The sequence below is a fragment of the Streptomyces sp. NBC_00316 genome, from assembly GCF_036158715.1.
In the GTDB taxonomy this organism is placed as follows: Bacteria; Actinomycetota; Actinomycetes; order Streptomycetales; family Streptomycetaceae; genus Streptomyces.
Genome location: NZ_CP108023.1, coordinates 5,793,494 through 5,817,043, shown reverse-complemented (window position 1 = coordinate 5,817,043; position 23,550 = coordinate 5,793,494). Strand labels below are relative to the sequence as shown.

At 70.9% G+C, this 23,550-nt stretch carries 18 protein-coding genes and 1 pseudogene; 8 read left to right on the top strand and 11 right to left on the bottom strand.

Annotated features, from left to right (window positions below; translation table 11 throughout):
- Positions 1-296: 296 nt before the first annotated feature.
- A complete protein-coding gene (locus OG878_RS25890; protein ID WP_328888989.1) occupies positions 297-881 on the top strand; it encodes a TetR/AcrR family transcriptional regulator in 585 nt (194 codons plus the stop codon).
- Positions 882-1,290: 409 nt separating this feature from the next.
- Here the strand turns inward: OG878_RS25890 and OG878_RS25885 are convergent, their stop codons facing one another.
- Both OG878_RS25885 and OG878_RS25880 read right to left on the bottom strand, forming a co-directional pair.
- Complete coding sequence (locus tag OG878_RS25885; RefSeq protein ID WP_328888988.1) at positions 1,291-3,252, bottom strand: AMP-binding protein; 1,962 nt, start codon at positions 3,250-3,252, stop codon at positions 1,291-1,293.
- A gap of 84 nt (positions 3,253-3,336) precedes the next feature.
- Positions 3,337-3,471 (bottom strand): hypothetical protein, encoded by a 135-nt coding sequence (locus OG878_RS25880; RefSeq protein WP_328888987.1) that lies wholly within the window; start codon positions 3,469-3,471, stop codon positions 3,337-3,339.
- 109 nt (positions 3,472-3,580) lie between these two features.
- Here OG878_RS25880 and OG878_RS25875 point away from each other — a divergent pair, with 109 nt between their 5' ends.
- Both OG878_RS25875 and OG878_RS25870 read left to right on the top strand, forming a co-directional pair.
- Positions 3,581-3,823, top strand: a complete 243-nt coding sequence (locus OG878_RS25875; RefSeq protein WP_328888986.1) for a hypothetical protein — start codon at positions 3,581-3,583, stop codon at positions 3,821-3,823.
- Between the two features lie 30 nt (positions 3,824-3,853).
- Positions 3,854-4,303: pseudogene (locus OG878_RS25870) on the top strand (GNAT family N-acetyltransferase); the annotation flags it as partial.
- A 404-nt stretch (positions 4,304-4,707) separates the two neighbouring features.
- Here OG878_RS25870 and OG878_RS25865 read toward each other — a convergent pair.
- Positions 4,708-5,118, bottom strand: a complete 411-nt coding sequence (locus OG878_RS25865; protein ID WP_328888985.1) for a cupin domain-containing protein — start codon at positions 5,116-5,118, stop codon at positions 4,708-4,710.
- A gap of 624 nt (positions 5,119-5,742) precedes the next feature.
- Between OG878_RS25865 and OG878_RS25860 the strand changes: the two genes are divergently transcribed.
- Positions 5,743-6,138 carry a TOBE domain-containing protein gene (locus OG878_RS25860; RefSeq protein ID WP_277326255.1) on the top strand — a complete coding sequence of 132 codons (396 nt, stop codon included), beginning with the start codon at positions 5,743-5,745 and terminating at the stop codon, positions 6,136-6,138.
- 116 nt (positions 6,139-6,254) lie between these two features.
- Here the strand turns inward: OG878_RS25860 and OG878_RS25855 are convergent, their stop codons facing one another.
- Complete coding sequence (locus tag OG878_RS25855) at positions 6,255-6,731, bottom strand: molybdopterin-dependent oxidoreductase (RefSeq protein WP_328888984.1); 477 nt, start codon at positions 6,729-6,731, stop codon at positions 6,255-6,257.
- A 304-nt stretch (positions 6,732-7,035) separates the two neighbouring features.
- Between OG878_RS25855 and modA the strand changes: the two genes are divergently transcribed.
- From modA to OG878_RS25835, 4 genes are all read left to right on the top strand, one after another.
- The gene (gene modA, locus OG878_RS25850; RefSeq protein WP_328891384.1) at positions 7,036-7,866 is read left to right on the top strand and encodes a molybdate ABC transporter substrate-binding protein; all 831 of its coding nucleotides are present in this window, start codon (positions 7,036-7,038) and stop codon (positions 7,864-7,866) included.
- Positions 7,863-8,720: a molybdate ABC transporter permease subunit gene (gene modB / locus OG878_RS25845; RefSeq protein WP_328888983.1), complete on the top strand. Its 858-nt coding sequence runs from the start codon at positions 7,863-7,865 to the stop codon at positions 8,718-8,720. The genes modA and modB overlap by 4 nt, the downstream gene beginning before the upstream one ends.
- The gene (locus OG878_RS25840) at positions 8,717-9,808 is read left to right on the top strand and encodes an ABC transporter ATP-binding protein (RefSeq protein ID WP_328888982.1); all 1,092 of its coding nucleotides are present in this window, start codon (positions 8,717-8,719) and stop codon (positions 9,806-9,808) included. Before modB ends, OG878_RS25840 begins: the two co-directional genes overlap by 4 nt.
- Before the next feature lie 141 nt (positions 9,809-9,949).
- Positions 9,950-10,129, top strand: a complete 180-nt coding sequence (locus tag OG878_RS25835) for a hypothetical protein (RefSeq protein ID WP_328888981.1) — start codon at positions 9,950-9,952, stop codon at positions 10,127-10,129.
- A gap of 165 nt (positions 10,130-10,294) precedes the next feature.
- Here OG878_RS25835 and OG878_RS25830 read toward each other — a convergent pair whose 3' ends face one another.
- The 7 genes from OG878_RS25830 to OG878_RS25795 form a co-directional block, all read right to left on the bottom strand.
- Positions 10,295-13,330, bottom strand: coding sequence for a SpoIIE family protein phosphatase (locus tag OG878_RS25830; protein WP_328888980.1), 3,036 nt, complete (start codon positions 13,328-13,330; stop codon positions 10,295-10,297).
- Between the two features lie 280 nt (positions 13,331-13,610).
- On the bottom strand, positions 13,611-14,069 hold the full coding sequence (locus OG878_RS25825) for an anthrone oxygenase family protein (RefSeq protein ID WP_328888979.1): 459 nt from the start codon (positions 14,067-14,069) through the stop codon (positions 13,611-13,613).
- A gap of 103 nt (positions 14,070-14,172) precedes the next feature.
- Positions 14,173-15,792 carry a vWA domain-containing protein gene (locus OG878_RS25820; RefSeq protein ID WP_328888978.1) on the bottom strand — a complete coding sequence of 540 codons (1,620 nt, stop codon included), beginning with the start codon at positions 15,790-15,792 and terminating at the stop codon, positions 14,173-14,175.
- A gap of 139 nt (positions 15,793-15,931) precedes the next feature.
- The gene (locus OG878_RS25815) at positions 15,932-16,807 is read right to left on the bottom strand and encodes an ABC transporter permease (RefSeq protein WP_328888977.1); all 876 of its coding nucleotides are present in this window, start codon (positions 16,805-16,807) and stop codon (positions 15,932-15,934) included.
- Entirely contained in the window at positions 16,804-19,566 is a 2,763-nt protein-coding gene (locus tag OG878_RS25810; RefSeq protein ID WP_328888976.1) for an alpha/beta fold hydrolase, read from the bottom strand. Before OG878_RS25810 ends, OG878_RS25815 begins: the two co-directional genes overlap by 4 nt.
- A gap of 312 nt (positions 19,567-19,878) precedes the next feature.
- Entirely contained in the window at positions 19,879-20,331 is a 453-nt protein-coding gene (locus OG878_RS25800) for an SRPBCC family protein (protein ID WP_328888975.1), read from the bottom strand.
- 431 nt (positions 20,332-20,762) lie between these two features.
- The gene (locus OG878_RS25795; RefSeq protein WP_328888974.1) at positions 20,763-23,198 is read right to left on the bottom strand and encodes a SpoIIE family protein phosphatase; all 2,436 of its coding nucleotides are present in this window, start codon (positions 23,196-23,198) and stop codon (positions 20,763-20,765) included.
- Positions 23,199-23,550: the final 352 nt, after the last annotated feature.

The window sequence follows — 23,550 nt, the reverse complement described above, 5'->3', positions numbered from 1 at the left end:
CGTCCGTCGTTTCCGGCGCATCACGCTAGCTGTACTCAGCGACGCGATCCGCGACCCCCAGTCCGGGCGCTCCTCGTCGTAGGCCAGCGCGGTCACCCCCGGCGTCCGTAACGCGATCATGGCCACCGCATATGCGTTGGTGGCGTCGGTCTTGCAGCCTCACGCAGTCCTGTAGCTCCCTCACTGAACAACGTTCGTTCGATCCGACGCCTGGACGCGACCTCCGAAACCCACACAGTCGGCGCCCCTTGTCGACCACGGTTGCGCCCGCGAGAGTGGTCGCTATCATAGGGGGCGTGAAGAAGCCGCCGCCCCGTGATCGCCTCATGAAAGCCGCGCACCTCTTCTACAACGAGGGCATCCGCGCGGTGGGGATCAACCGTGTCCTGGACGAGGCCGACACCTCGATCATGTCGCTCTACCGCAACTTCGGGTCGAAGGACGCGCTCGTCGAGGCGTACCTGGAACGCCGCAACCAGCGCGTCCAGGAGAAGCTCGACCGCGAGGTGGCGCGCCGAGCGACGACGCCCCGTGACCGAATCCTCGCTACCTACGACGTCTTGGCCGAGGTGGTCTTCGTCGACGAGCTCTACCGCGGCTGCGCCTTCATCAACGCCAGTGTCGAGATGGCCAGCCCGGACCATCCGCTGACGCAGCTCGCGATCCGCCACAAGGACGCCATGCTCGGGCGCTTCGCCCGCGAGGCCCGCGAGGCCGGCGCGCCCGACCCCGAGACCTTGGCGACCCAGCTGCTCTTGCTCATGGATGGGGCCTTCGTCGCGTCGGACATGCGACGCGACCCATCGATCGCGCTGCAGGCGCGCACTGCAGCGTCGGTGCTGCTTGACGCCGCCCTCTCCTCCGCAGTCGCCCCGCGGTAGCCGCCGCTGAGCGTCGGCCGAGCAGCGGCACGCAACAGCCGACGGGCGGCTGGCGACCACGGCCATCGGCTCTCCCCGGCCGGGCCCCCGCCCGGGGTCAGCCTTGCCGGGCCACCGCCCCGAGCTCATGCGAGCGTCGACGACTCAGCCGACTCGCCGAAGAGGGGCTCCCCGACGAGCAGCAGGCACTGTACCTCTTGATCGAGGCGTGGTTCGGCGTCCCGCATTAGGCACTCGGGCTCCACGTCGTTTGCAGCTGCAGCAGTCGCTCTCGGGGTTCGCCGGCCCATGGTCGGCGACGACTTTGCGGGAGACCTGCACGAGCGCTCGGCACAGCCGGACTCGTCGCTCCAGCCGCTGCACGTGTCCGGCCTGCCCCGCTGAAGCGGAGGCAGGCCGGACACGGTCGTCAGATCACGCTCGCCGCTTGGTACCCGGCATGTCCTCGCGATCGATGCGGGCGGCGCTTACGCGCCGACGTACTGCCCATCGCGGCGCTCGACGAACGACACGACACCTTCCTTGGCGTCGGCGGTGTGGATGATCGCGTCGCGACGCCGCGCGGTCTCTTCGAAAGCGCGTCCCTCGCCCTCGGTGAGCAAGAGATGACCGACAGCGAGGTTGTCTCGCACTCCGAGCGGTGCCGCTTTTGCGACGCCCCGCGCGCGGTGACATGGCCGACGTACGTGGCGTCCTGCTCGCGCAGCTCCAGCACGGCCGTTGTGAACGGTCCGGCGAACGCCGCCTCAATCTCGCGCTCGATCGCCAAGCCCGAAGCGCGCCAGCGCAGGTCGACCTTCGAGATCTTGCCGACCGCCGTCAGCGGCAGCTCGTCGAGCGCGACGATCTCGACAGGCGCAGCAGCCGGGTCGCTGACCCGCTTCTTGCACCACAGCCGCACAGCGTCGGCATCAAAATCCTCGACGTTTGCACGAAGGGTGACGTAGGCGACGGGCAGCTCGCCGGCATAGGGGTCTGGTCGTCCGACAACCGCTGCAACCTGGATGTCCGGGTGCGAACTCAGGGTCTCTTCAACGTTCGCCGGGTCGATGCCATGCCCGCCGCGCTTGATGAGGTCCTTCGCCCGGCCGGTGATCCACAGGTAGCCTTCCTCGTCGAGTCGGCCCAAGTCGCCGGTGTTCAGCCACCCGCCGTCGAGCAGGACCCCGACGTCCTTCTCGGACTCGCGGTAACCGGGGAAGATGTTCGGACCCTTGGCGAGGACGACGCCGACCTCTCCAAGGGCGCAGTCGCCGATGACGGCCGGATCAATGATCTCGTCCTCGTCGCGGTAGGGAACGACGCGGACCTCGCAGTCAGGCAACGCGGGACCGACCGAACCCGGTTTGATTTCGGCACCCAGCGGGGTGACAGTGATCACACAGCCGCTCTCGGTCAGCCCGTACCCGACGATCGGGTACTTCCCAGTCGCCTGCTGCCAGCGCTGCGCAAGCGCCACGGGCACCGGGGCGGTACCCGTCATGGTTAGCGCAAGCTTGGCTGCGCGCTCCTTCGGCACCGGCGACTCGAGGATCGCCGAGAGCACCGTTGGCACCGCGACCATGAGGTCGACGCCGTAGGTATCGATCACGTCCCAGATGCCTTCGATCGCGCGGGGGTTACGGAACCCGAGCGGGCCGACGATGACGATCGTGTTCCCGGCGACGAGCGGGCCGAGCGAGCACACCACTACGCCGGCGGCGTGGAACATCGGCAGTCCCATCACGATCGACTTGAACGACGACCACTTCAGGACCCCGGAGGCCGCCGAGCTGTTGTGCACCTCGTTGGCGTGCGTGTGCTTGGCCAGCTTCGGCACTCCGGTCGTCCCGCCGGTGTGAAAGTACGACGCGATGTCGCTCGCGTTCGGCGGATCGAAGAGCAGCGCCTCAGACGGGGCCGCGGCGATCTGCGCACCCCAGCTCGCCGGGTCGTCGACCGCAATGATCTCCTTGAGCGACGGAACGCGGCGGACCAGCTGCTCCACCTTGGCCCACACGCCGGGGTCGGACGCCCCCTGGACGACCAGGATCTTCGTCTCGGCGGCGTTGAGGATGTGCTCGATCTGATCGACCGCGAGGTGGGAGTTGACCGGGTTGGCGATCCCGACCGCTTCCGCGCCCCACAAGGCAAACTGCGCCTCGGGCAGGTTCGGCAGCAGCAGCGACACGACATCGTCGCGACCGACCCCGAGGAGATGAAACATGTTTGCGGTTCGCACGACCTCGTCGCGGAACTCGCGGAATGACCATCGGCGGTCGATGCCACCGACGGTCCCGTGCTCGAGGAAGACGAGCGCAGTCTTGTCGGAGTCGACCGTGGCGCGCTCCTCGATCACCTCGTAGGTCGTCTGCGGCTGGTTCGCGGTCACCTGATCTCCCTTGCATTGCGAATGCGGCCTGCCCCGCACCAGGGGGTGGCCGACGGCGGCCGTTCGCCACAGGATAGAGAGCGCTCACTCTCGTGTAAACCACATCGCGATCACCGACGCGTCACGAGCGTCGAGCGCCTCGCAGATCAGCAGCGCCGAGCTCAGCTCCAGGCCGTTGACCGTCGTGCCCTGGCGATCGCGTGCCGACGCTGGCCGCATTGTCCGAGGGGCGGGTATTGGTGGAGCAATCGCAGTCGAGGCTGCGCGCATCCGTCATCCGTGTACGCGTCTCCAGCGCGTACTGCCTGCTCTGCCCCTCCTTGTCGTCGTGGGCACGAGGGTCATCTATTGGGTGACCTGGAAGCTCGCCCGCTCTGAGACAACCGAGTCATTGGGTACGTGGGCCGCTCTGCCGCTCGTGCTGCTGATGTTCGGTCAGTACTGCGGCGTCACTCTCACGGAGTCGACAGCCATCGTGCACAGCCTCCGCCGCCGGACCATCCAGTGGTCGAACGTCCAGGCCATCCGCGTCGAACACTCCGTTCTCCCCTGCGCGGGGACGGAGCTGTGATGAACCGCCCCGCGACGGGGCTCGCTCGGTAGGGTCGGGATCATGAGCGTTGAGGTCGCGGTTGTCCGCGAAGCGAACGACGAATTGGTCGAGGCATTTGCTCGGTTGCTGCCCCAGCTTTCGAGCACGGCCGCCCCGTTGGATCGCGAGGCAGTGGGGCGCCTGCTCGCCTCCGACGCGAACACGGTGTTGGTGGCGCGGGTCGAAGGCGAAGCGGTCGGGATGCTGACGTTGGTCATGTTTCCGCTGCCGTCCGGTATGCGGGCCCGCATCGAGGACGTGGTCGTCGACGAGGCCGCGCGGGGACTCGGAGTCGGGGGTGCCCTGACCGAGGAGGCTCTGCGCCTGGCGGACGCGGCGGGTGCCCGGACCGTGGACCTCACATCGCGTCCGTCGAGGCACGCGGCGAACCGGCTGTATGAGCGCCTCGGTTTCGAGGCGAGGGATTCCACGGTCTACCGCTTCGTTCCGAAGAGGTGAGCAGAGCGTCCTTGGCGCGAACACGTTCGTGAGCGAACGGGACAGCCAGACCTCCCACTCCGTCGCCGACAGCCCCGGCTACGACCAGCTCTGCGCGGAGGCCCGCCGCCCGCAACATCCGCGGCCGCTCGTCGATGGACGACTCCAGCGCAAGCCCGGGCACGGGCACCGGTGCCGGCACCGGCACCGGCACCGGCGAGCAAACCCCCGGCCCCACTTCAACGGCTGAGCGGCTCGGCGCCACGACGCACGTGGTCAGCGGGGCTGGAGCCGGGTGTGCAGGAGGCGGAATTCATTGCCTTCCGGGCCGGCCAGTCCGTGCCGACGTGCGAAGCAGGACCCGGGTGCGGATCGCCGGTCGGCCGGGCGCACCGGTGGCGCCGCCCTGCCAGGGCCGGTGGCCATCACGGCTGGGCGACCCGCAGGTGTCGTCGTTCGGCCAGCTCCTCCGCGCTGACCACGGTCAGGACCGGGGAACCCGGAGGCGCGAACATGGTCACCACCAGCTGCGACTGCGCGTCCGGAAGGTTGTTGGCGCCCTGGTAGTGGATCACGTCGCCCCCGGGCTCGAACAGGGCGTCACCGGCCTTGAGCACCCGGGGCGGCTGCCCCTCCAGCTCGAAGAGGATCTCGCCCTGGGTCACGTAGCCGAGGAGCGGCCCGGGGTGCCGGTGCGGCGGCGCACCGGGGTCACCGGGCGGCAGGGTGACCCGGATGGTACTGGCCGAGGCGCCGGACGGGATCCGGGCCGCCGCCTCCGGCAGGGTCGTGATCACCTCGACGCCTGGTGGCAGGTGTGCGTGCTCAGTGCTCATGTATTCCTCCCAACAGGGGCTGTTCAGAGTGGAGACAAGACGGCCTCCCCGTTTGTGACAGCCCTGCGCGGCGAACCCGCCCGGGGTCGCACCGAAGATCCGGTCGGCAGGTGAGGGCGCTCGGTTCACCCCGTCGACCATGGCGATCGCCGAAGGGGACAACCGCCCTGCCGGCTGTGGTCATTGACGCACAGCGGGGGCCGCCTCGAGGCCATGACGCGCGACTCGAGTAACCGCTTCTGGACGGTGCCGCGTCGATGTGGAGCCGTCGTACCCGGCAACACGATGACAAGCAGTGACCACATCGGCGCCGGCCGGAAGCATGCAGCCACTCGACGGCGCAGCTCAGTGCCGTGGCGGCAGGGCGCGATCCCCGTGTCGCGCTCGCGGCCCTTGAGGTGCCGGTGCTCGTGGGCTGCACCCCAGGCGGGGCACCGTGTTCGGCAGGCGGGGAGTCCGCTGGGCGGGAACGACGGGCCCGGCGCATCCGGGACAGCCTGACGCGCCGGCGGTTCGGGACGGGGCCGGCGCGGTCTTCCGGTCCTGCCAGGGGCGCCACTGCGGGCGTTCCCCTGGCAGAGGGGCCTTTTGGTCCCGCAGGAGAGTGCGCCTATCTTGGCGCACATGCAGTCCTACACGATCGGCCAGGCAGCCAGGCTGCTGGGAGTGAGCCCGGACACCGCGCGGCGGTGGGCGGATGCCGGCCGGATGGCGACCCACCGTGACGAAGGTGGGCGGCGGCTCATCGACGGCAAGGATCTGGCCGCCTTCTCCGTGGAGCTCGCCGGGACCGGCAGCGGCGAGGAGGACGCCTCGTACACCTCCGTCCGCAATGCCTTCCCCGGCATCGTCACCGCCGTGAAGCTCGGCGATGTGGCGGCGCAGGTGGAGATCCAGGCGGGTCCGCACCGGCTGGTCTCGCTGCTGACCCGGGAGGCCGTGGAGGAGCTGGGCCTGGAGGTCGGCATGGAGGCCACCGCCCGCGTGAAGTCGACGAACGTGCACATCGACCGCACCTGACGCGGCACCCATGGGTGGCGGGCCCCCTGGATCACGTCATCACGGGCAGGAGTAAGCGCCGAGGCCTGCGACATCGCGCGCCAGGGGTACGGAACCTTCCGCGGTACCCGTCGACGTCACGTCCACGAGGTGTAACCACCGTCCACGCGTACCGCGTTGATGCCGCTGATGTGCCGGGCCCCGCAGCGGTCCTGGGGCAGCACGAGCTGGGGTCCGGCGCGGTCGAGCGGGTTGTCGTCGATGCTGACGGCGAGCAGCACCGCGGCACGGCCGAAGTCCGGGTCGATCTCCGCCCAGGAGAGGAGTGCGTGGTGGCCGTCCGCGCCCGTCACGGCGATCAGGAAGCGGAGGCGGTCCTTGCGCCGAGCGGGGTCGAAGGCGGGGCCGGCGGCGGACAGGACGTCGTGCAGCAGTGGTCCCGTGAAGCCGTGGTGCTGGATGCCGCTGGTCGCGCACTCGAAGCTGACCCGCGCACGATGCTGGGGCCAGGCGAGCAGGTCGGACACGGTCAGCCGGGCCGGGCGCGCAAGGTCTCCAGTCAGGGCGAGCTCCGCCACCGGATCGGCAGCCCGTCGCGTCAAGGGTTGGCTCACTGGCCACCACCTCCCCGGGTGACGGTACCCGGACCGCGGCCCCGCACAAACGCACATGCCCACCCTGCCCGCCAAAGGTCCAGCTCATGCAATGCAACAGAAGACTTCCTCCTTGCATCTGCGGCAGTATCATCCCCACGTGCAGATCCACCGGATCGGAGAGGGGGCCGCCTTGACGGGCGTCGGTGTCGATACGCCTGGGCGCTGGATCGACGGCGGCCGATTGCACGCCGAGCGCGACGAGCCGGGCCGCCGGATCATCCCCGGGCCGGACACCGAAGAACTCAGAGGGAGTGGACCCGTGATATCCCGTTCCGCACGCCGGACCCGCCGGACCCTGCAGGTGGCCGGCGCAGGCGCCGCTGCGCTGCTGGCACTGAGCGCCTGCTCCTCCTCCGACGACTCGTCGTCCACTTCGGACTCGTCCGCCCCGGCGTCCGCGGACACGTCGAAGAAGCTCTCCGGCACGGTGACCGTGTTCGCCGCCGCCTCGCTCAAGGAGAGCTTCACGACCCTGGGCAAGGAGTTCGAGAAGGAACACCCCGGCACGAAGGTCACCTTCAACTTCGGCGGCAGCGACAGCCTCGCCGCCGGCATCACCGGTGGTGCCCCGGCCGACGTCTTCGCCGCCGCCAGCCCCAAGACCATGGCGATCGTCACCGACGCGAAGGACGCGTCCGGCACCCCGGCCACCTTCGTGCGCAACCAGCTGGAGATCGCCACCCTGCCGGGGAACCCCGAGAAGGTCTCCTCCCTCAAGGACCTCACCAAGTCCGGCCTCAAGGTCGTCCTGTGCGACAAGACCGTGCCGTGCGGCGCCGCCGCGCAGAAGGCCCTGGACGCCGGCAAGCTCAAGCTCACCCCGGTCTCCTACGAGCAGGACGTCAAGAGCGCCCTGACCAAGGTCGAGCTCAAGGAGGCCGACGCCGCGGTCGTCTACAAGACCGACGTGAAGGCGGCGGGTGAAAAGGTCGAGGGCGTGGAGTTCCCCGAGTCGGCCGACGCCATCAACGACTACCCGATCGCCCTGCTCAAGGACGCGCCGAACGCCGACGCGGCGAAGGCGTTCATCGAACTGGTGCAGTCCGCCGAAGGCCAGAAGGTCCTGACCGAGGCCGGGTTCCTCCAGCCGTGACCTCGCTCGACAAGTCCCGCACCGCGGCCGATCCCCTCCTGGGCGGACCGCGGCGCGGGCGTGTCCGGGGCCGCCGCCCGGGGGTTCCGCTCCCGCTGCTGGTGCCCGCGCTGATCGGCCTGGCGTTCCTGCTGCTGCCGCTGGTCGCCCTGCTCGTACGGGCACCGTGGCGCAGCCTGCCCGACCAGCTGACCAGTCCGGAGGTCTGGCAGGCGCTGCAGCTGTCCCTGCTCTGCGCCACCGCGGCCACGGCGGTGAGCCTGGTCATCGGCGTGCCGCTGGCCTGGTTGCTGGCCCGTACGGACTTCCGCGGACGCCGCCTCGTACGCGCCCTGGTGACCCTGCCGCTGGTCCTTCCCCCGGTGGTCGGCGGTGTGGCACTGCTGATGGCTCTCGGCCGCAACGGCGTCGTGGGGCAGTGGCTGGACTCCTGGTTCGGAATCACCCTGCCGTTCACCACGGCGGGTGTCGTGGTCGCGGAGGCGTTCGTCGCGATGCCGTTCCTCGTCATCAGCGTGGAGGGCACGTTGCGGGCCGCGGACCCGCGCTACGAGGAGGCCGCCGCGACCCTGGGTGCCTCCCGCTTCACCGCGTTCCGCCGGGTCACCCTCCCGCTGATCGCCCCCGGCATCGCGGCCGGATCCGTGCTGGCATGGGCGCGCGCGCTGGGCGAGTTCGGCGCGACGATCACCTTCGCGGGCAACTTCCCGGGCCGTACGCAGACGATGCCGCTGGCCGTGTACCTGGCGCTGCAGAGCGACCCGGCGGCGGCGATCGCACTGAGTCTGGTGCTGCTGGCCGTGTCGATCGCCGTCCTGGCCGGACTGCGGGACCGTTGGATGACCGCGTCATGACCCCCCTCGACCACACCACCACGGGCCCCTCTTCCGGCGTCGTACGCGGCGAGGGCCTCGACGCCCGCCTCGTCGTGGACCGCGGTTCCTTCCGGCTCGACGTCGCGCTGAGCGCCGCACCCGGTGACGTCGTCGCGCTGCTCGGCCCCAACGGCGCCGGGAAGACCACCGCGCTGCGCGCACTGGCCGGGCTCACCCCGCTCACCGGCGGCCATCTGCGTCTCGACGGCGCCTCGTTGGACCGTAGGCCGCCCGAGTCCCGGCCGGTCGGAGTCGTCTTCCAGGACTATCTGCTCTTCCCTCATCTGACCGCCCTCGACAACGTCGCCTTCGGCCCCCGCTGCCAAGGCGCGTCCAAGGCCGAGGCCCGGGCCCAAGCCGCGGAGTGGCTGGACCACATGGGTCTCGCCGACCACGCCGGCGACAGGCCCCGCCGGCTCTCCGGCGGCCAGGCCCAACGCGTCGCCCTGGCCCGCGCGCTGGCGACCCGCCCCCGGCTGCTGCTCCTCGACGAACCGCTCGCCGCCCTCGACGCCCGCACCCGTCTGGACGTGCGCGCTCAACTGCGACGCCGTCTGGCGGAGTTCGAAGCGGTCGCAGTGCTGGTCACGCATGATCCGCTGGACGCCATGGTGCTCGCCGACCGCCTCGTCGTCATCGAGCACGGCCGCATCGTCCAGGAGGGCGCCCCCTCCGACATCGCCCGCCACCCGCGTACGGACTACATCGCCCAGCTGGTCGGCCTGAACCTCTACAGGGGGCGGGCCGAGGGCCACACGGTACGGCTCGACGCGGGACCCGCCGCCACCACCACCGAGGACCTCACCGGCCCCGTCTTCGTCGCCTTCCCGCCGAGCGCCGTGACCCTGTACCGCGACCGCCCCACCGGCTCCAGTGCACGCAACCTGTGGCGCTGCGAGGTGGCCGGCCTGGAGACCCACGGCGACCGGATCCGCGCGGACCTCACCGGCGAACTCCCCCTCGCCGCCGACCTGACCACGGTCGCCGCGGCCGAGCTCGACCTGCACCCGGGCGCCACGGTCTGGGCGACGGTCAAAGCGACCCAGACGCACGCCTATCCCGCCTGATCCCGGCACCTGGCGCCGTGGTGACGGCGTGCGGGCACCGGATGCACGTACAGCGGCCGCGAGCACTCACCCGATATGCGACCTTCGTACTCACATGCGAATCTGAAACTGGCCCAATGTCCGAGAGCCGGTACAGGAGGCATGATCGTGAGCAAGAAGCAGAGTCGGCAGAACCGCGGTGCCCGCACTGGCGGCCATGAACGCAGCGCTGCTGTGGAGACGAAGGAGCAGCAGCCGCAGCCGACGGCCGCTCCCGACACAGTGCGCTCGATCCAGGAGCCGGTCGCCCACAAGAAGCAGCGGAAGTTCGGTCACAACTGATCCCTGGCGGGTCGACCGCCATCGGGACAGCAGTGTCAGGGCACCCCTGAGAGGGCCGTCAACGGGCCCGCTCGGGGGCGTCTGCCGTGCGTAACCTTCTTGCCGTACGCGATCAAGCGCACGCCCCCGCGACCGGCCCGCCCGCCGGAAACGGCCCCGCAGCGGTCAGGGCACCGTCTGCTCCGTCCAGATGCACTTGCCGGTGGCGGTGTAGCGCGCGCCCCAGCGCTGGGCCAGCGCGGCGACGAGCTGCAGGCCACGGCCGCCCTCGTCGGTCTCGGCCGCATGGCGGATCCGGGGTGTGGTCAGGCTGCCGTCGGAGACCTCGCAGATCAGGCCCTCCGCCCGGAGCAGGCGCAGGCCGATCGGGCTTCTGCCGTACCGGACGGCATTCCCGACCAGCTCGCTGACCAGGAGTTCCGCGGTCATGGCGAGTTCGTCGAGCTGCCAGTCGGCCAGCTTGTCCCGTACGTGGTGGCGGGCCTCCTGCGCGGCGATCGGGCCGTCGGAGAGGACCCAGCCGGCGATGGAGTCGGCCGGGATCGCACGGGTGCGGGCCACGAGCAGCGCCGCGTCGTCCGTGAGCTGCTGGCCCGGCAGCAGCTCGGCCAGGACGTCGTCGCAGAGCCGCTCCAGTGACGCGGCCTCGTCCTCGTCCGGTACGGGGCCCCCGGCGGCCAGCGCCTTCGCCAGGTGGACCATCCCCCGGTCGATGTCCTGGGTGGCGGATTCGACCAGCCCGTCCGTGTAGAGCACCAGCAGGCTGCCCTCCGGGAGGACCGCCTCGGTGGTCTCGAACGGCGGGAGAGCGGCGCCCAGCGGCGGGTCCGGCGGGCGGGTGAGGAATTCGGTGGTGCCGTCCGGGTACACGACCGCCGGTGGGGGGTGTCCGGCGGAGCCGAACGTGCACGTACGGGTGACGGGGTCGTACACGGCGTACAAGCAGGTGGCGTAGAAGTCGTCGCCGAGGTCGTTGACCACGTCGTTGAGGCGGTTGAGGAGCTCGTCCGGCGGGAAGTCGAGGTCGGCGAGCGTATGTACGGCGGTGCGCAGCCGGCCCATGGTGGCCGCCTGGGCCAGGCCGTGTCCCATCACGTCGCCGATGACCAGCGCCACCCGGGCGCCGGACAGGGGGATCACGTCGTACCAGTCGCCGCCGACCTCGACGCCCTCGTTGGCCGGCAGATAGCGGGCGGCGGAGGCCACGGCGGGCAGTGCGGGCAGGATGTCCGGCAGCAGTCCCCGCTGGAGCTCCTGGGCCCGGGTGTGCTCGGCGTCGAACAGCCTGGCGCGTTCGATGGCCTGCGCCATCAGTCCGCTGAGTGTGATGAGCAGGCCCCGCTCCTCCCCACCGAGGTGGCGCGGTTCGGTGAAGGAGATGACGCAGCACCCGACGAGACGGCCGGAGACGATCAGCGGCAGGAAGGCCCAGGCGGCCTTGTTCACCGATGCGGGGGAGATGGCCCTCTCGGGATAGCGTTCGATGTACTCCTCCGCCGAGTCGACGAACGTCGGCTCCCTGGTGCGGTGCACCTCGTCGATCGGGGCGATGTCGGAGACCGGCACCCCGTCGACCGTCGCGAGGAACGACTGCGGATATCCGACCGCCCCCGCGACCCGGACCGTCGTGTCCTCGATGAGATGGAAGACGAGGCCGGAGGCGCCGAACGGCGCCATGACCCGCTCGGCGGTGGCGGTCACCACGTCCTGCATCGTCAGGGCCTCGGCGAGCGCGCCGGTCAGTTCGCTGATCCGGGCGTTGCGATCGGCCGTGACGCGTTCCGCCGTGGCGGACTCCGCCTCCTGCGAACGGTTCTCGGTGACATCGGCGAGGTACACCGTCAGGCCGTCCGTCATCGGGACCAGCCGCATGTGGTACCAGCGCCGGTTGGTGGGCCACCGCACGTCGAACCCGCCCGGTGTACCGCTGTCGACGGCCCGCCGGTAGGCCGCCTCCAGGCCGAGTCCCATGGCGTCGACGCCGATGTCGGCGAGCGCGTCCCACAGGATCCGGCCGAGCAGCGCGTACGAGGTGCCCAGCAGACGTTCCGCCTCCGGATTGACGAAGGTGATCCGCCACGCGCTGTCGACCGCGAAGAACGCCTCGCTCAGGTTCCGCAGCGCGCGTCGCACCAGGTCCCGGGCGGTACGGCTCTCGGTGGTGTCCCACACCGTGCCGACCATGCGGTCGGGCTCGCCGTCCTCCCCCGCCAGGACCCGGCCGCGCGAGGTGACCCAGCCCGAACTCCCGTCCGGGCGGCGGATCCGGTACTCCACGTCGGACACCCGGCGGTTGCGGATCGCCTGGTCGATCTCGACGAGAAGCCACGGCAGGTCATCGGGGTGGACCAGCCCGGTCCAGGTCTCGAACCGCTGTCTCGGGGGCTGTCCCTGCATGCCGAGAACGGCGAGGGTCGACTCGTCCCACAGCTGTTCCCCCGTGTCGAGGTCCCATTCCCAGGACCCCACCTTGATCGCTTCCAGCGCCTGCCGGAGCTGGGGGCCGTGCGGTTCCGTGGGCAGCCGGGTGACGGGCGGATCGTCACGCACCCGGCCGGCGCCTTCCCGATCCGTATCCGTCCTCTGCTCCCGCAGCCGCAGTGCGGCCCAGGCGGCCAGTACCTCGACGGCCCCCTGCTGCTGCGGCGTGGGCTGCCCCTTGCCGACGGTGAGCACGGACAGCGCGCCGACCGCCCCGCCCGGGGTGATCAGCGGAACGGCCAGCAGTCCGCTGCCGTCCGGGAGCGCGGAGGTGGGTGACCAGGGGGCGGAAGCGCGGGGCCGATGGCACCGGGCGCCGGTGCCCGATTCGGGTGTGCTGCCTGATGAGGGGCCCTGTACGGGCCCCGCTCCATCAGGCTCGGACGGGAGGAGCGGAGCGTCACGCTCCCAGCCGTCGGTGGCGGGCAGCCATACCGACACACCGTCGGTCACCGCACGAGCGGGCGCGGTCGCGCCGTGCTCGTCGATACCCTCCCAGTCCTTGGCCACGGTACGGACCAGCCCGCTGGACGCCATCAGCAGCAGCCCCCGGCCTCCGGGGCTCCGTACATGCACCATCCCGCCCAGGCCGTCGGCCTCCGTCACGGCATGTTCCAGCGCAAAACCCAGGAGATCGGCACCCCCCAGTTCACTCCCTGCTTCGATGATCATCCGAAGTCGCGCCGCGCCGGCCTCGTCCATGAGGAGCTGCTCAGCCATCGCTCACTTTTCCCTCCGCGATCCCGCGTAGGGCAGGGCACCCGGAATGAGTGTTTTGTACTTTCTCAGTGTACTGACGAGTCGCCCACGCGTACCGCTGGAACAGCGCCGGCGGAGCACTGGCGGAGGCGGCCCGCCGCCTCCGAGGCGTGCCGCCCCTCGTCCGGCGTCGCACGGCCACCGGGAGCGTTACGCGGCGGCCACCGTCGGTGCGTGGTCGGGCTTGTCGACCGCCTGGTGACCACGGGAACTGACACGACGGCGACCCGCGGGTCCCGCCCTATGCGGCGGCGGCGACCAGCAGCGCGAAGGCACCGGTCGAGAGCGCCGTGCGGATCCGGTGGAGGGTGTTCCAGCGGGACTCGAACGCCCGGCGGGCCGCGCTGTCGTCGCCGCCCTCGGCTGCCGCGAGCGCCGAATTGAGCGGGATGTTGCCGGCTGCGGTGACCAGATGGCTGAGCACCGCACAGGCCAGCCCGCTCGCGACGAGACCCTGCTCGGCGGCGGTCCGGCCGTCGCCCGGTACGACGAGGGCGGCGAGCGGGAAGGCGATCACACCGAGAAAGAGGACGAGGAAGACCGGTCCCGGCACCTTCTCGTTGAAGCGGCGCATCGCGTCGGCGAACCTGTCGTCCGGCAGCGCCTTGAGGCCGGGCATGACCCCGGTCAGGAAGCTCAGCATGAAGCCGGCGTACAGGCCGGTGGCGAGGGCGGCGAGCGCGAGCATCAGGGAGGCCATGGCGCACATCATCGCGTGGCGGGAGCGGGCTGTGCAGCCCTTTCCGCACGGCCGCCGCACAGCCCGCCCACTGCCCCTCCCCCGAGGGACCTCCCCTCCCGGGTCAGTCCATCTCACCCTCCTGCTGCCCTCCGCCGTCCGATCCGCTGCCGCCCTTCAGCCGGTCGGCGCGGGCGATCGCGTCCGCCAGTTTCCGCACCGAGCTGTCCTCCGTGGCCGTGGCCAACGCCGAGGCACGTGTGGCGAGTTCGCCGAGTCCCGGCTGACCGGGCAGCCTGTCGCCGCGCAGTTCCTGCGCGAAGTACGCCGCCACTGCCGCCACCTGAAGCCGCTTGCCGCTGTCGCCGCTCCACAGGCCGCCGCCGATCGCGCCGGTCTCGACCGACCCCGACGCCTCGTGCGGCGCCCGCGTCCTCGGGTCCAGCCAGCGCACCGTCGCGGTGGCCACATGCCCGGCGGCGCCGTCGCGCAGCCGCACGGCGTAGAGCGCCGTCACCGTGTGGCCGGGGCCGATCTCGCCGCCGTCCACGCTGTCGTTGCGGAAGTCCTCGTCGGCGACCTTCCGGTCCTCGTAACCGATCAGCTTGAACTGCTGGACGGTCTTCGGGTCGAAGGCGACCTGGGCCTTGGCGTCGCGTGCACGCAGTTCGATGTGGGCGGGGAGCTGGTCGACGAACACCTTGCGCGCCTGGGTCTCGTCGGCGACGTACGTGGTGTGGCCGTCGCCCTTGTTGGTGAGACGTTCCATCAGTGCGTCGCCGTAGTCGCTGCCGACGCCGACACCGAAGAGGGTGATGCCGTAGTCGCGGCGGGCGGCGTCGATCCGTTCGAGGATGGCGTCGGCGTCGGTCTCGCCCGTGTTGGCGAGGGCGTCGGAGAGCAGGACGACCCGGTTGTTGGCGCCTTGGCGGTGGCCGTCGACCGCCTCTTCGTAACCGCGCCGGATGCCTGCTTCCACATTGGTGGAGTCGGTGGGTTCCATGGAGTCGACGGCGTCGCGGATCTTTCCGCGGTGGTCCCGCAGCCGGGTCATCGGCAGCAGGGTCTTCGCCTCGTCGCTGAAGGTGACCAGGGAGACGGAGTCGTCGTCGCGGAGTTCGTCGGTGAGGATCGAGAGGGACTTCTTCACCAGGTCGAGGCGGCCGGGTTCGGCCATCGAGCCGGAGATGTCGACCACGAAGGTGAGCGCCGCGGCCGGGCGTTCACCGTGCTCGTCCGCGATGCGGGTGGCCAGGCCGACGCGTACGAGCGACCAGTCGCCGGCCCCCGCGCCCCCGCCGGTGTCCGTCCGGGCCCCGTCGACCGTCACCGAGAAGCCGTTGCCGGCGGGCCGCCGGTAGTCCTGGCGGAAACTGTTGACGAACTCCTCGGGCCGTACGGTCTCCGCTTCCGGCAGGTAGCCGTCGGCGAGCCTGCGGCGCGCGTACCCGTAACTGGCGGTGTCCACGTCCAGGGCGAACGTGGAGAGATAGTCCGGCGCCACACGCTTCTGCCGCCCGTCCTCCGTCTTCTGCGCTCCTTCGCCCGACGCCTCGGGGGCGGGCGCGGGGGCGACCTGGCCGCCCCCGCTCGTCCCCTGCCTGCCGCTCGCGCCGTCGGCCGACGATTTGTCCACGCTGCTTCCGCCCCCGCATGCGGTGAGCAGCATCCCGCCCGCCAGCAGCAGACCCAGCATCCTGGCGCCTGCCCCGGCGTACGCCCTTGTGTACGTACGGCGTTCCATCCCCTACCCCCAACGTCGCGTCAGCACTTGTGAATGTGACGTCCGGGGCGGCGCCAGGGAGCAGACGAAGACGTTGCGGATGGGTCTCGATGCGGCAACGGCGGGCACGAAGACCGTGAATCGCCGCGGAACATCGACGTCAGGACACGATGTCCTTACGACTGAACCCTCGGAACGCGAGGGCGAACAGGATCAGGGCGTACGTCACCGAGATCGCCGCCCCCTTGGCCATGCCGCCCCACTCCAGGTCGGGCTGGAGCGCGTCCGCCCACGCGAACTGCCAGTGCGCGGGCAGGAATTCGCGCCACGAGTCCAGTGCGGTGACGGCATCGAGCACATTGCCCACGATGGTCAGTCCGACCGCGCCGCCGACCGCGCCCAGCGGGGCATCGGTCTTGGTCGACAGCCAGAACGCCAGCCCGGCGGTGACCAGTTGGGAGACGAAGATGAACGCGACGACGAGTGCGAGCCGCGGCACGGTGTCGCCGGCCGCGAGTGCGCCGCCGGTGGGGAGTTCGAGCGGCCCCCAGCCGTACGCGGCGGCTCCCGCAGCCAGTGCGACGACCGGCAGCAGCACCATCGCGCCCAGGCTGAAGCCGAGCGCCACGACGAGCTTGCTCCACAGCAGCCGGGCCCGCGGCACGGGCGCCGCCAGCAGATAGCGCAGCGACGACCAGCTCGCCTCGGACGCGACGGTGTCCCCGCAGAACAGCGCCACCGGCACGACGAGCAGGAACCCGGCGGAGACGAACAGGCAGGTCGCGGCGAAGTTCGCGGCGGATGCGGTCGCCGTGTCCATCAGCGTGATCCGGTCGCCGCCGCCACGGGAGCCCGGGGTGCCCCCGATCGCGAACGCGATGATCAGGACGAACGGGAGAGCCGCCAGCACCCCGCCCATCACCAGGGTGCGGCGCCTGCGCAGCTGCCGTACGGCCTCGACGCGCAGCGGCAGGGTGTGCCGCGCCCGGTATCCGCGCGCCTCGGCGGCGTCGGTGACATCGATTGCGGCACTCATGCGGAGCCTCCGGAGATCAGGGTGAGAAACGCGTCCTCCAGGCGGCGGTGCGGTCCGACACCGGTCAACGGCACGTCGAGCCTGACCAGTTCGGCGATCAGCGCGGACGACGACGTGGCGCCGTCCAGCCGGACGAGCAGCCCGCGCCCGTCGTCCGTACGGACCGCGGAGCCGACGCCCGGCAGCGCGGCGACCTTGTCCACCAGCGGTTCGGCGACCTCCGCGGCGGTGCTGATCAGCAGCGTGTCGCCGGAGCCGGTGATCTCGGCGACCGGGCCCGCCTGGACCAGCCGGCCGCGGTCCATGACCACCAGGTGGGTGCAGGACTGTTCGACCTCGGAGAGGAGATGGCTGGAGACGATGACGGTCCTGCCTCCGGCCGCGTACCGGATCATCACGTCCCGCATCTCGCGGATCTGGGGCGGGTCGAGGCCGTTGGTCGGTTCGTCGAGGATGAGGAGGTCCGGCATGCCGAGCATGGCCTGGGCGATGGCGAGCCGCTGCCGCATGCCCTGCGAGTACGTCCGCACGGCGCGGGCCAGCGCGTCACCGAGTCCGGCGATCTCCAGGGCCTCCTCGATGTGCGAGTCCTCGGCGGGGCGGCCGGTGGCCTGCCAGTACAGCTCCAGGTTGGCGCGCCCGGACAGATGCGGCAGAAAGCCCGCCCCTTCGACGAACGCCCCGACCCGGGACAGCACGGGTGCGCCCGGCCGGATGGCGTGCCCGAAGACCCGGATCTCGCCGTCGTCGGGGCCGATGAGCCCCATCAGCATCCGCAGAGTGGTGGTCTTGCCCGCTCCGTTCGGACCGAGGAGCCCGAGGACCTGGCCCTTCTCGACCCGGAAGGACAGGTCCTCGACCGCGTACCGGTCCGAGGACCCGGCGTACTTCTTCGACAGGCCGGTGATCTGCAGGGGGACGTCGGCGAGCGCCGGGTCCGGGGCGGGGGTCGCGGAGCGGCGGCGCGCGGTGAGCAGCAGCGCGAGCGCGATGACGGCGGCCGCGGCCGGAAGTCCCCAGGTCCACCACGGCAGCCCGGCCGAGGCGGTCTTCACCGCGGGTGCGGTGGGGACGGACATCGGTCCGTCGAGGGAGACGGTGTAGGTGGTCGGCTCGGCCGGTGAGGCGTAGCCGAGGTCGGTGGAGGAGAGAACAAGACGGAGCCGGTGTCCGGCGTCGAGCGCGTGGTCGACGGCGGGCAGGGTCAGCTCGACGGGCCTGTTCTGCTGCGCGGGTGTGATCCGGTAGGGGGCGACGAGCTGGGCGGGCAGCACCTGCTGACGCCCGTCCGGCGACACGTCGTACACCTTGCCGAACAGCACCGCGTCGCCGTGCCCGGCCGTCACCTTCACCCGGACGGTGGGTGAGCCGGTGATGCGCATCGAGGTGTCGAGCGGCGCGGAGTCGAAGCGGGCGTACTGGCCGGGGAAGTCGAGCGAGAGCCCGACCCCGAGGGTGGAGAGCTGGGCGAGGCCGCCGCCGATGCCGGGGACGGCGGAGATGGCGGGCGGGTTGGCACCGGCCGGGTTGCGGAAGGTCTGCGTCCGTCGGCCCGCGGGCGCGCCGGCCGTCCGGTCCTGCCCGCCCTTCTGCCCGCCGTTCTGCCCGTTGTTCGCGGCCGCGCCCAGGCCCATGACGACCTGACCGCCGCCGCCCGCGCCCGTGAGCGCGATCTGCCGCTCGCCGCTCGACAGCCCCGGGTAGTGGTCACTGGTCGCGCCGCGCTGGAGTGCGGCGCCATCGGTGGAGTCGACGCCTCCGGTACGGGTGACGCGGAAGCCGGGTCCGGTGTCGGCGCCCTTGTCCTCCTTCAGATACCGGTCGAACCATGACCCGATCCGGTTCTCGACCCGCCCGCTCTCCATGTTCCCGCCGTCGTGTCCGCCCGCGATCCAGTCGACCGAGACGGGTGCGCCGTTCCGGCTGATGGCATGTGCCATGGCGTCGGCCTGGCCGAGCGGGAAGAGGGAGTCGGTCTGCCCCTGCACGATGAGCGCGGGCACCTTGATGCGGTCGCCGACGGCGGACGGGGAGCGCTCGGTCAGCAGGTTCCGGGCGGCGACGTCCGGCTTCCCGGAGACGGCGACCCGTTCGTACATGGCGCACAGCTGCTTCTCGAACTTCTCGCAGCCGCCGCCGGAGGTGATGAAGATCCCGGCCCAGAGCTTCTTGAAGACTCCGCCGGGGAAGAGCGCGTCGGCGAGGTTCCAGTAGGTGATCACCGGTGCGATGGCATCGACGCGCTTGTCGTACCCGGCGGCGAGGAGCGAGACCGCGCCCCCGTACGAGGCCCCGGTGACGCCGACACGCGGGTCGCCCTCGGCGTCCAGCTTCACCTCGGGCCGGCGGGCCAGCCAGTCGATCAGCGCGGACACGTCCCTGACCTCGCGGTCGGGCGCGTTGAGCGAGATCTCTCCGCCGGACTTCCCGAACCCACGGGCCGACCAGGTCATCACGGCGTACCCGGCTCCGGCCAGCTTCTCGGCCTGCGCCCGCACATCGTCCTTCGAGCCGCCGAAGCCGTGCCCTATCAGCACGGCGGGCCGGCGCCCCGAACCCCCGGACGTGAAGTACGAGGTGTCGATCGACACCCCGTCCATCCGCATCATGCGGTCCTCGCGGTGCACCGCGGGCGCACTGTCGTCGGCCGCCGCGGTCCAGGTACCGGCGCCCGCCAGCACGACGAGCGCGGCCAGGGCCGCCGCCCATCGGGCGCGTCCGCGGGTCCACCGGCGCCATCGGGAGTCAGGGGTCTGCATCTCTCGACCCTAAGCGCCCGCCCCATGGGCCCGGGTCGCCGCAACGGGGGAAGTACCGGGCCTCCTTGAGGCGTACGGCGCTCCCCCGCCGTACTCCGGACGCGGTACGCCCTCGTGCCCTGCGCCACCAGGACCAGCCGATCGCCGCCCGTCAGCCGCTGGGCACCGGCACCGGTGCGGCGCCCGTCGGATACGGCGACTCCTGCGGCAGAAGCGCCGCTGCCGCGTCGAGCCGGCCGGACCGCACGTGGGCGTGGAACTCCCGGGTGAGCACGGTGACGTCGCGCGGGCGGTTGGCGGCTCCGCGCGGGGTCAGTTCCTCGCCTCATCGGCCAGGAAGGCACTCAGGCTGTCGAGGAGCATGGTGCTGCCCTGCTCGGCCATGTCGCGTTCCTCGGCGGTGTCGCAGGCCTGGTGGAGCAAGATCTGCGTGTGGTGGTCGTTCTGCTCGTCGAGTTCCACGGTCATGGCTGCGGGCGCGGGCTTGCCGGGTACGTCCATGCCGACCACCAGGAGGCGGTTCTCGGCGACCTCAAGATAGGAGCCGGTCAGCGGGAACTGTCCGCCGTCGGGCGTGGCCATCGTGGCCTTCCACGCTCCGCCCGGCCGTACGTCCATCTCGACGGAGCCGGCAACGGCGTAAGCCCACCGGGCGTACTGCTCGGGAGTGGTCCACGCCTGCCACACCTTCACCGCGGAGGCGTCGAGCGTTCGGGTCAGCTTGTAGGAGAAGCCGTTGGCCGGGGTGGTCTGCTCGGTGCTCATGCTTCGTCTCCTCGTTTTCGTGCCTGGTCGGCACTGTCACACCTGTAGACGCCTGCGGACGTGGAGACTCATCGGTCGTGCCGGGGCTTCTCTCCATCGGGCGAGGATGCGGGTGGGGAGCAGTCCGCATGAGCCCGTCCGTACGGGTGGCACGCGAACTCGGCGAAGCAGGCGGGGGCGGAGGCCACAGGTCCGGTCTCGGACTCGGACTCGGCCATGGGATGTCGTGCGCGGGGGCGAGTCCTGGGTGTTCAGCGACGGCAGTGAGGCGGTGTCGTCAAAGGCCGTGCCGGTGACGCTCCGGGGAAGAGCCGCCGGAGGACAGCTCAAGACGTGGTTGACCGGTTCGTCCGGCCGCTGAGGCCGAGCGACTCCCATGGCTTGATCCGCCGCGACAGCACCTGGTGGAACAGACACGCCCTCGTCGCGGGTCATGCGTGCGGGAGAGGCTGCTCCGTCCAAACGGTCTTGCCGTCGTGGGTGTAGCGGGTGCCCCACCGCTCCGTGAGCTGCGCGACCAGGAAGAGCCCGCGGCCGCCCTCGTCCGTGCTGAGGGCCCGTCGGAGGTGAGGGGAGGTGTGGCTGGTGTCGGACACCTCACACATCAGGCAATGCGTGCGGATGAGGCGCAGGGTGACGGGGCCGGCCGCGTACCGGAAGGTGTTGGTGACGAGCTCGCTGGCGACCAGCTCGGTGGTGAAGGCCAGTTCCGTCAGCCCCCATTCGGTCAGTTTCGCCGTCGTCAGCTGCCTGGCACGGGCAGCTGCGGTCGCTTCCAGGGGCAGCTGCCATGTGGCGACATTCTCTGGGGGCAGCACCCGGGTACGGGCGATGAGCAGCGCGATGTCGTCGGTGGGTACGTGCTCCTTGGGCAGCAGCGCTTCGACCACGGCATGGCAGGTGCTGTCCAGGGGATCGGTGGAGTTGGTGAGACCTTCGTGCAGGTGCTCCAGCGCGACGTCGATGTCGCCGTTGCGCGCCGCCAGAAGACCGTTGGTGTAGAGCGTGAGCAGGCTCCCCTCGGGGAGGTCGAGGTCGCACGTCTCGAACGGCAGTCCGCCCAGTCCGAGCGGTGGGCCTGCGGGCAGGTCGAGCACGGTCACCCGGCCGTCCGGCGTGGTCATCACCGGTGCCGGGTGGCCGGCGCGTGCCAGGGAGCAGTGCCGGGAGACCGGATCGTAGACTGCGTAGACGCAGGTGGCCCCGATCATCTGCTCGATCGCCGACCTATTGCCGTCGGTGTTCGCCTCCAGCTCGGTGGCCAGCAGACTGACCAGATCGTCCAGCCGCGCCACCACCTCGTCCGGTTCCAGGTCGAGGGTGGCCAGGGTGCGCACGGCGGCGCGCAGGCGGCCCATGGAGGCCGCAGCGTGGATCCCGTGGCCGACCACGTCTCCCACGACGAGGGCGACCCGGGCCCCTGACAACGGGATCACGTCGAACCAGTCACCGCCGATGCCCGGTTCACCGCTCGCCGGGAGGTATCGGCAGGCCACCTCGACGGCCGGCAGGTCGGATGCCGCGCTCGGCAGCAGGCTGCGCTGCAGAGTCAGGGCGGCGCTCTGCTGCTGGGTGAAGCGGCGCGCATTGTCGATGCAGACGGCCGCACGCGAGGAAAGCTCCTGGGCCACGGCGGCATCGTCGTCCTCAAAAGGCTCCGAATGGCGCGATCGCCACAGGCTCACTACGCCCAGTACCAGACCGCGCGCGACCAGCGGCGCCGCGATCAGCGAATGGACTCCGAGACCCAAGGCAATCCCGATCCGCCACCGGTCCATGGCGTACCACTCGGGGCGCAGCGGCAGCAGTCCTTCGAGAATCGGGCGACGCTCGTACAGGCACCGCGCCTGCGGAGATTCCGGAAGCAGCGGGACCACATCGCCTTCCTGGAACGGGACGCGGTGTTCCGGGGGAGAGAGGGCAGCTCGGAGCAGCGGACCTGATGCACCGGAAACCGGTTCATCACCCAGTGTCACCGGCTTGAGGAGGTCCACCGAGCAGTAGTCGGCCAGGCCCTGGACGGCCACCTCGGCCAGTTCCCGAGCGGTCTGTGTCACGTCCAGTGAGGTTCCGATCCGGACGCTCGCCTCGTTCAGCAGGGCGAGCCTGCGTTGGGCCCGGTGGCGGTCGGTCACGTCCTCGATCGTCTCGGCCACGCCGAGAACCCGGCCCGAGGGGTCTTCCATGCGGAACGCCGAGACGGACACGATCCGTTCCCGGCCTGGATCGTGGCGTGCCCGGGCGGACTGCTCCGTGAAGATCAACGGCTCGCCGGTCTCCAGGACGTGCCGTACCCGCTCATCGGCCGGGCCCGCGTCCTCGTCGACCATGAATTCGCGGGGGCGATGGCCCACCGGCGCCTCGGCCGGGACGCCGCTCGCCTTTTCGACCGCACGGTTGACCCGAATCACCCTCCTGTCCGGGCCGTAAGTGACCAGACCGATCGGGGACCGGCGGTACAGGCCGTCCAGCAGCGCACGGTCCCGCTGCCAGGCGCCGACCTCCGCGGCTGGGGCTCCGACCAGGACCCACTCCCGACTGTCCCCGTCCCGAGTGACCGCACGGGCCCGGAACCCCATCTCCACACGCCGTCCGTCGCGGTGTCGGACGGGCAGGACCCCGAACCAGCCCCCCGTCCTCATGGCGTCTACGACGACGGACCGCGCGACAGGCAGGTCACGGGCGTCGACCAGGAGGTCCTGCCACGCCCGACCGATCACTTCCTTGGCCGGATAGCCCAGCAACTCCTGTGCACGTGCGCTCCAGCCGACCACGGTGCCTTGGTCGTCGAGTACAGCCGAGGCGCCACGCCCGAGGGCGAACGGATCCTCAGCACTCTCGCTGAAACGCATCGACGGCGTCCCCATAGCCACCACCTTGCCTACGTGATTCCGATGTTCCTCCCCGCGGTCTCCGCTCGCGACCTCCCGTTCCTCGCGGCCCGGCGGTCAGGCAGGAGTGGTAGGACGACGCGCGGCATGTGCAACGAATGAGGCCACGTTTGCTGCCTCGGCAGGACGACCCGGCCGTGGCACCGCGTCAGTGACGATCGGTGCCACGGCCGGTCGGGCCGGACCCGGGCCGGTTCGGCTACTGCTCCGACTACCTCCGGCACCGACGCGATTCCCGTCGGCCAGGCCAGTCGGTTTCGAACGGGTACTCCGCTCGCCCCCCGTCCCGGCGAGCCTGTGCCGCCATGTGATCCGTAGGCGGCCCGGC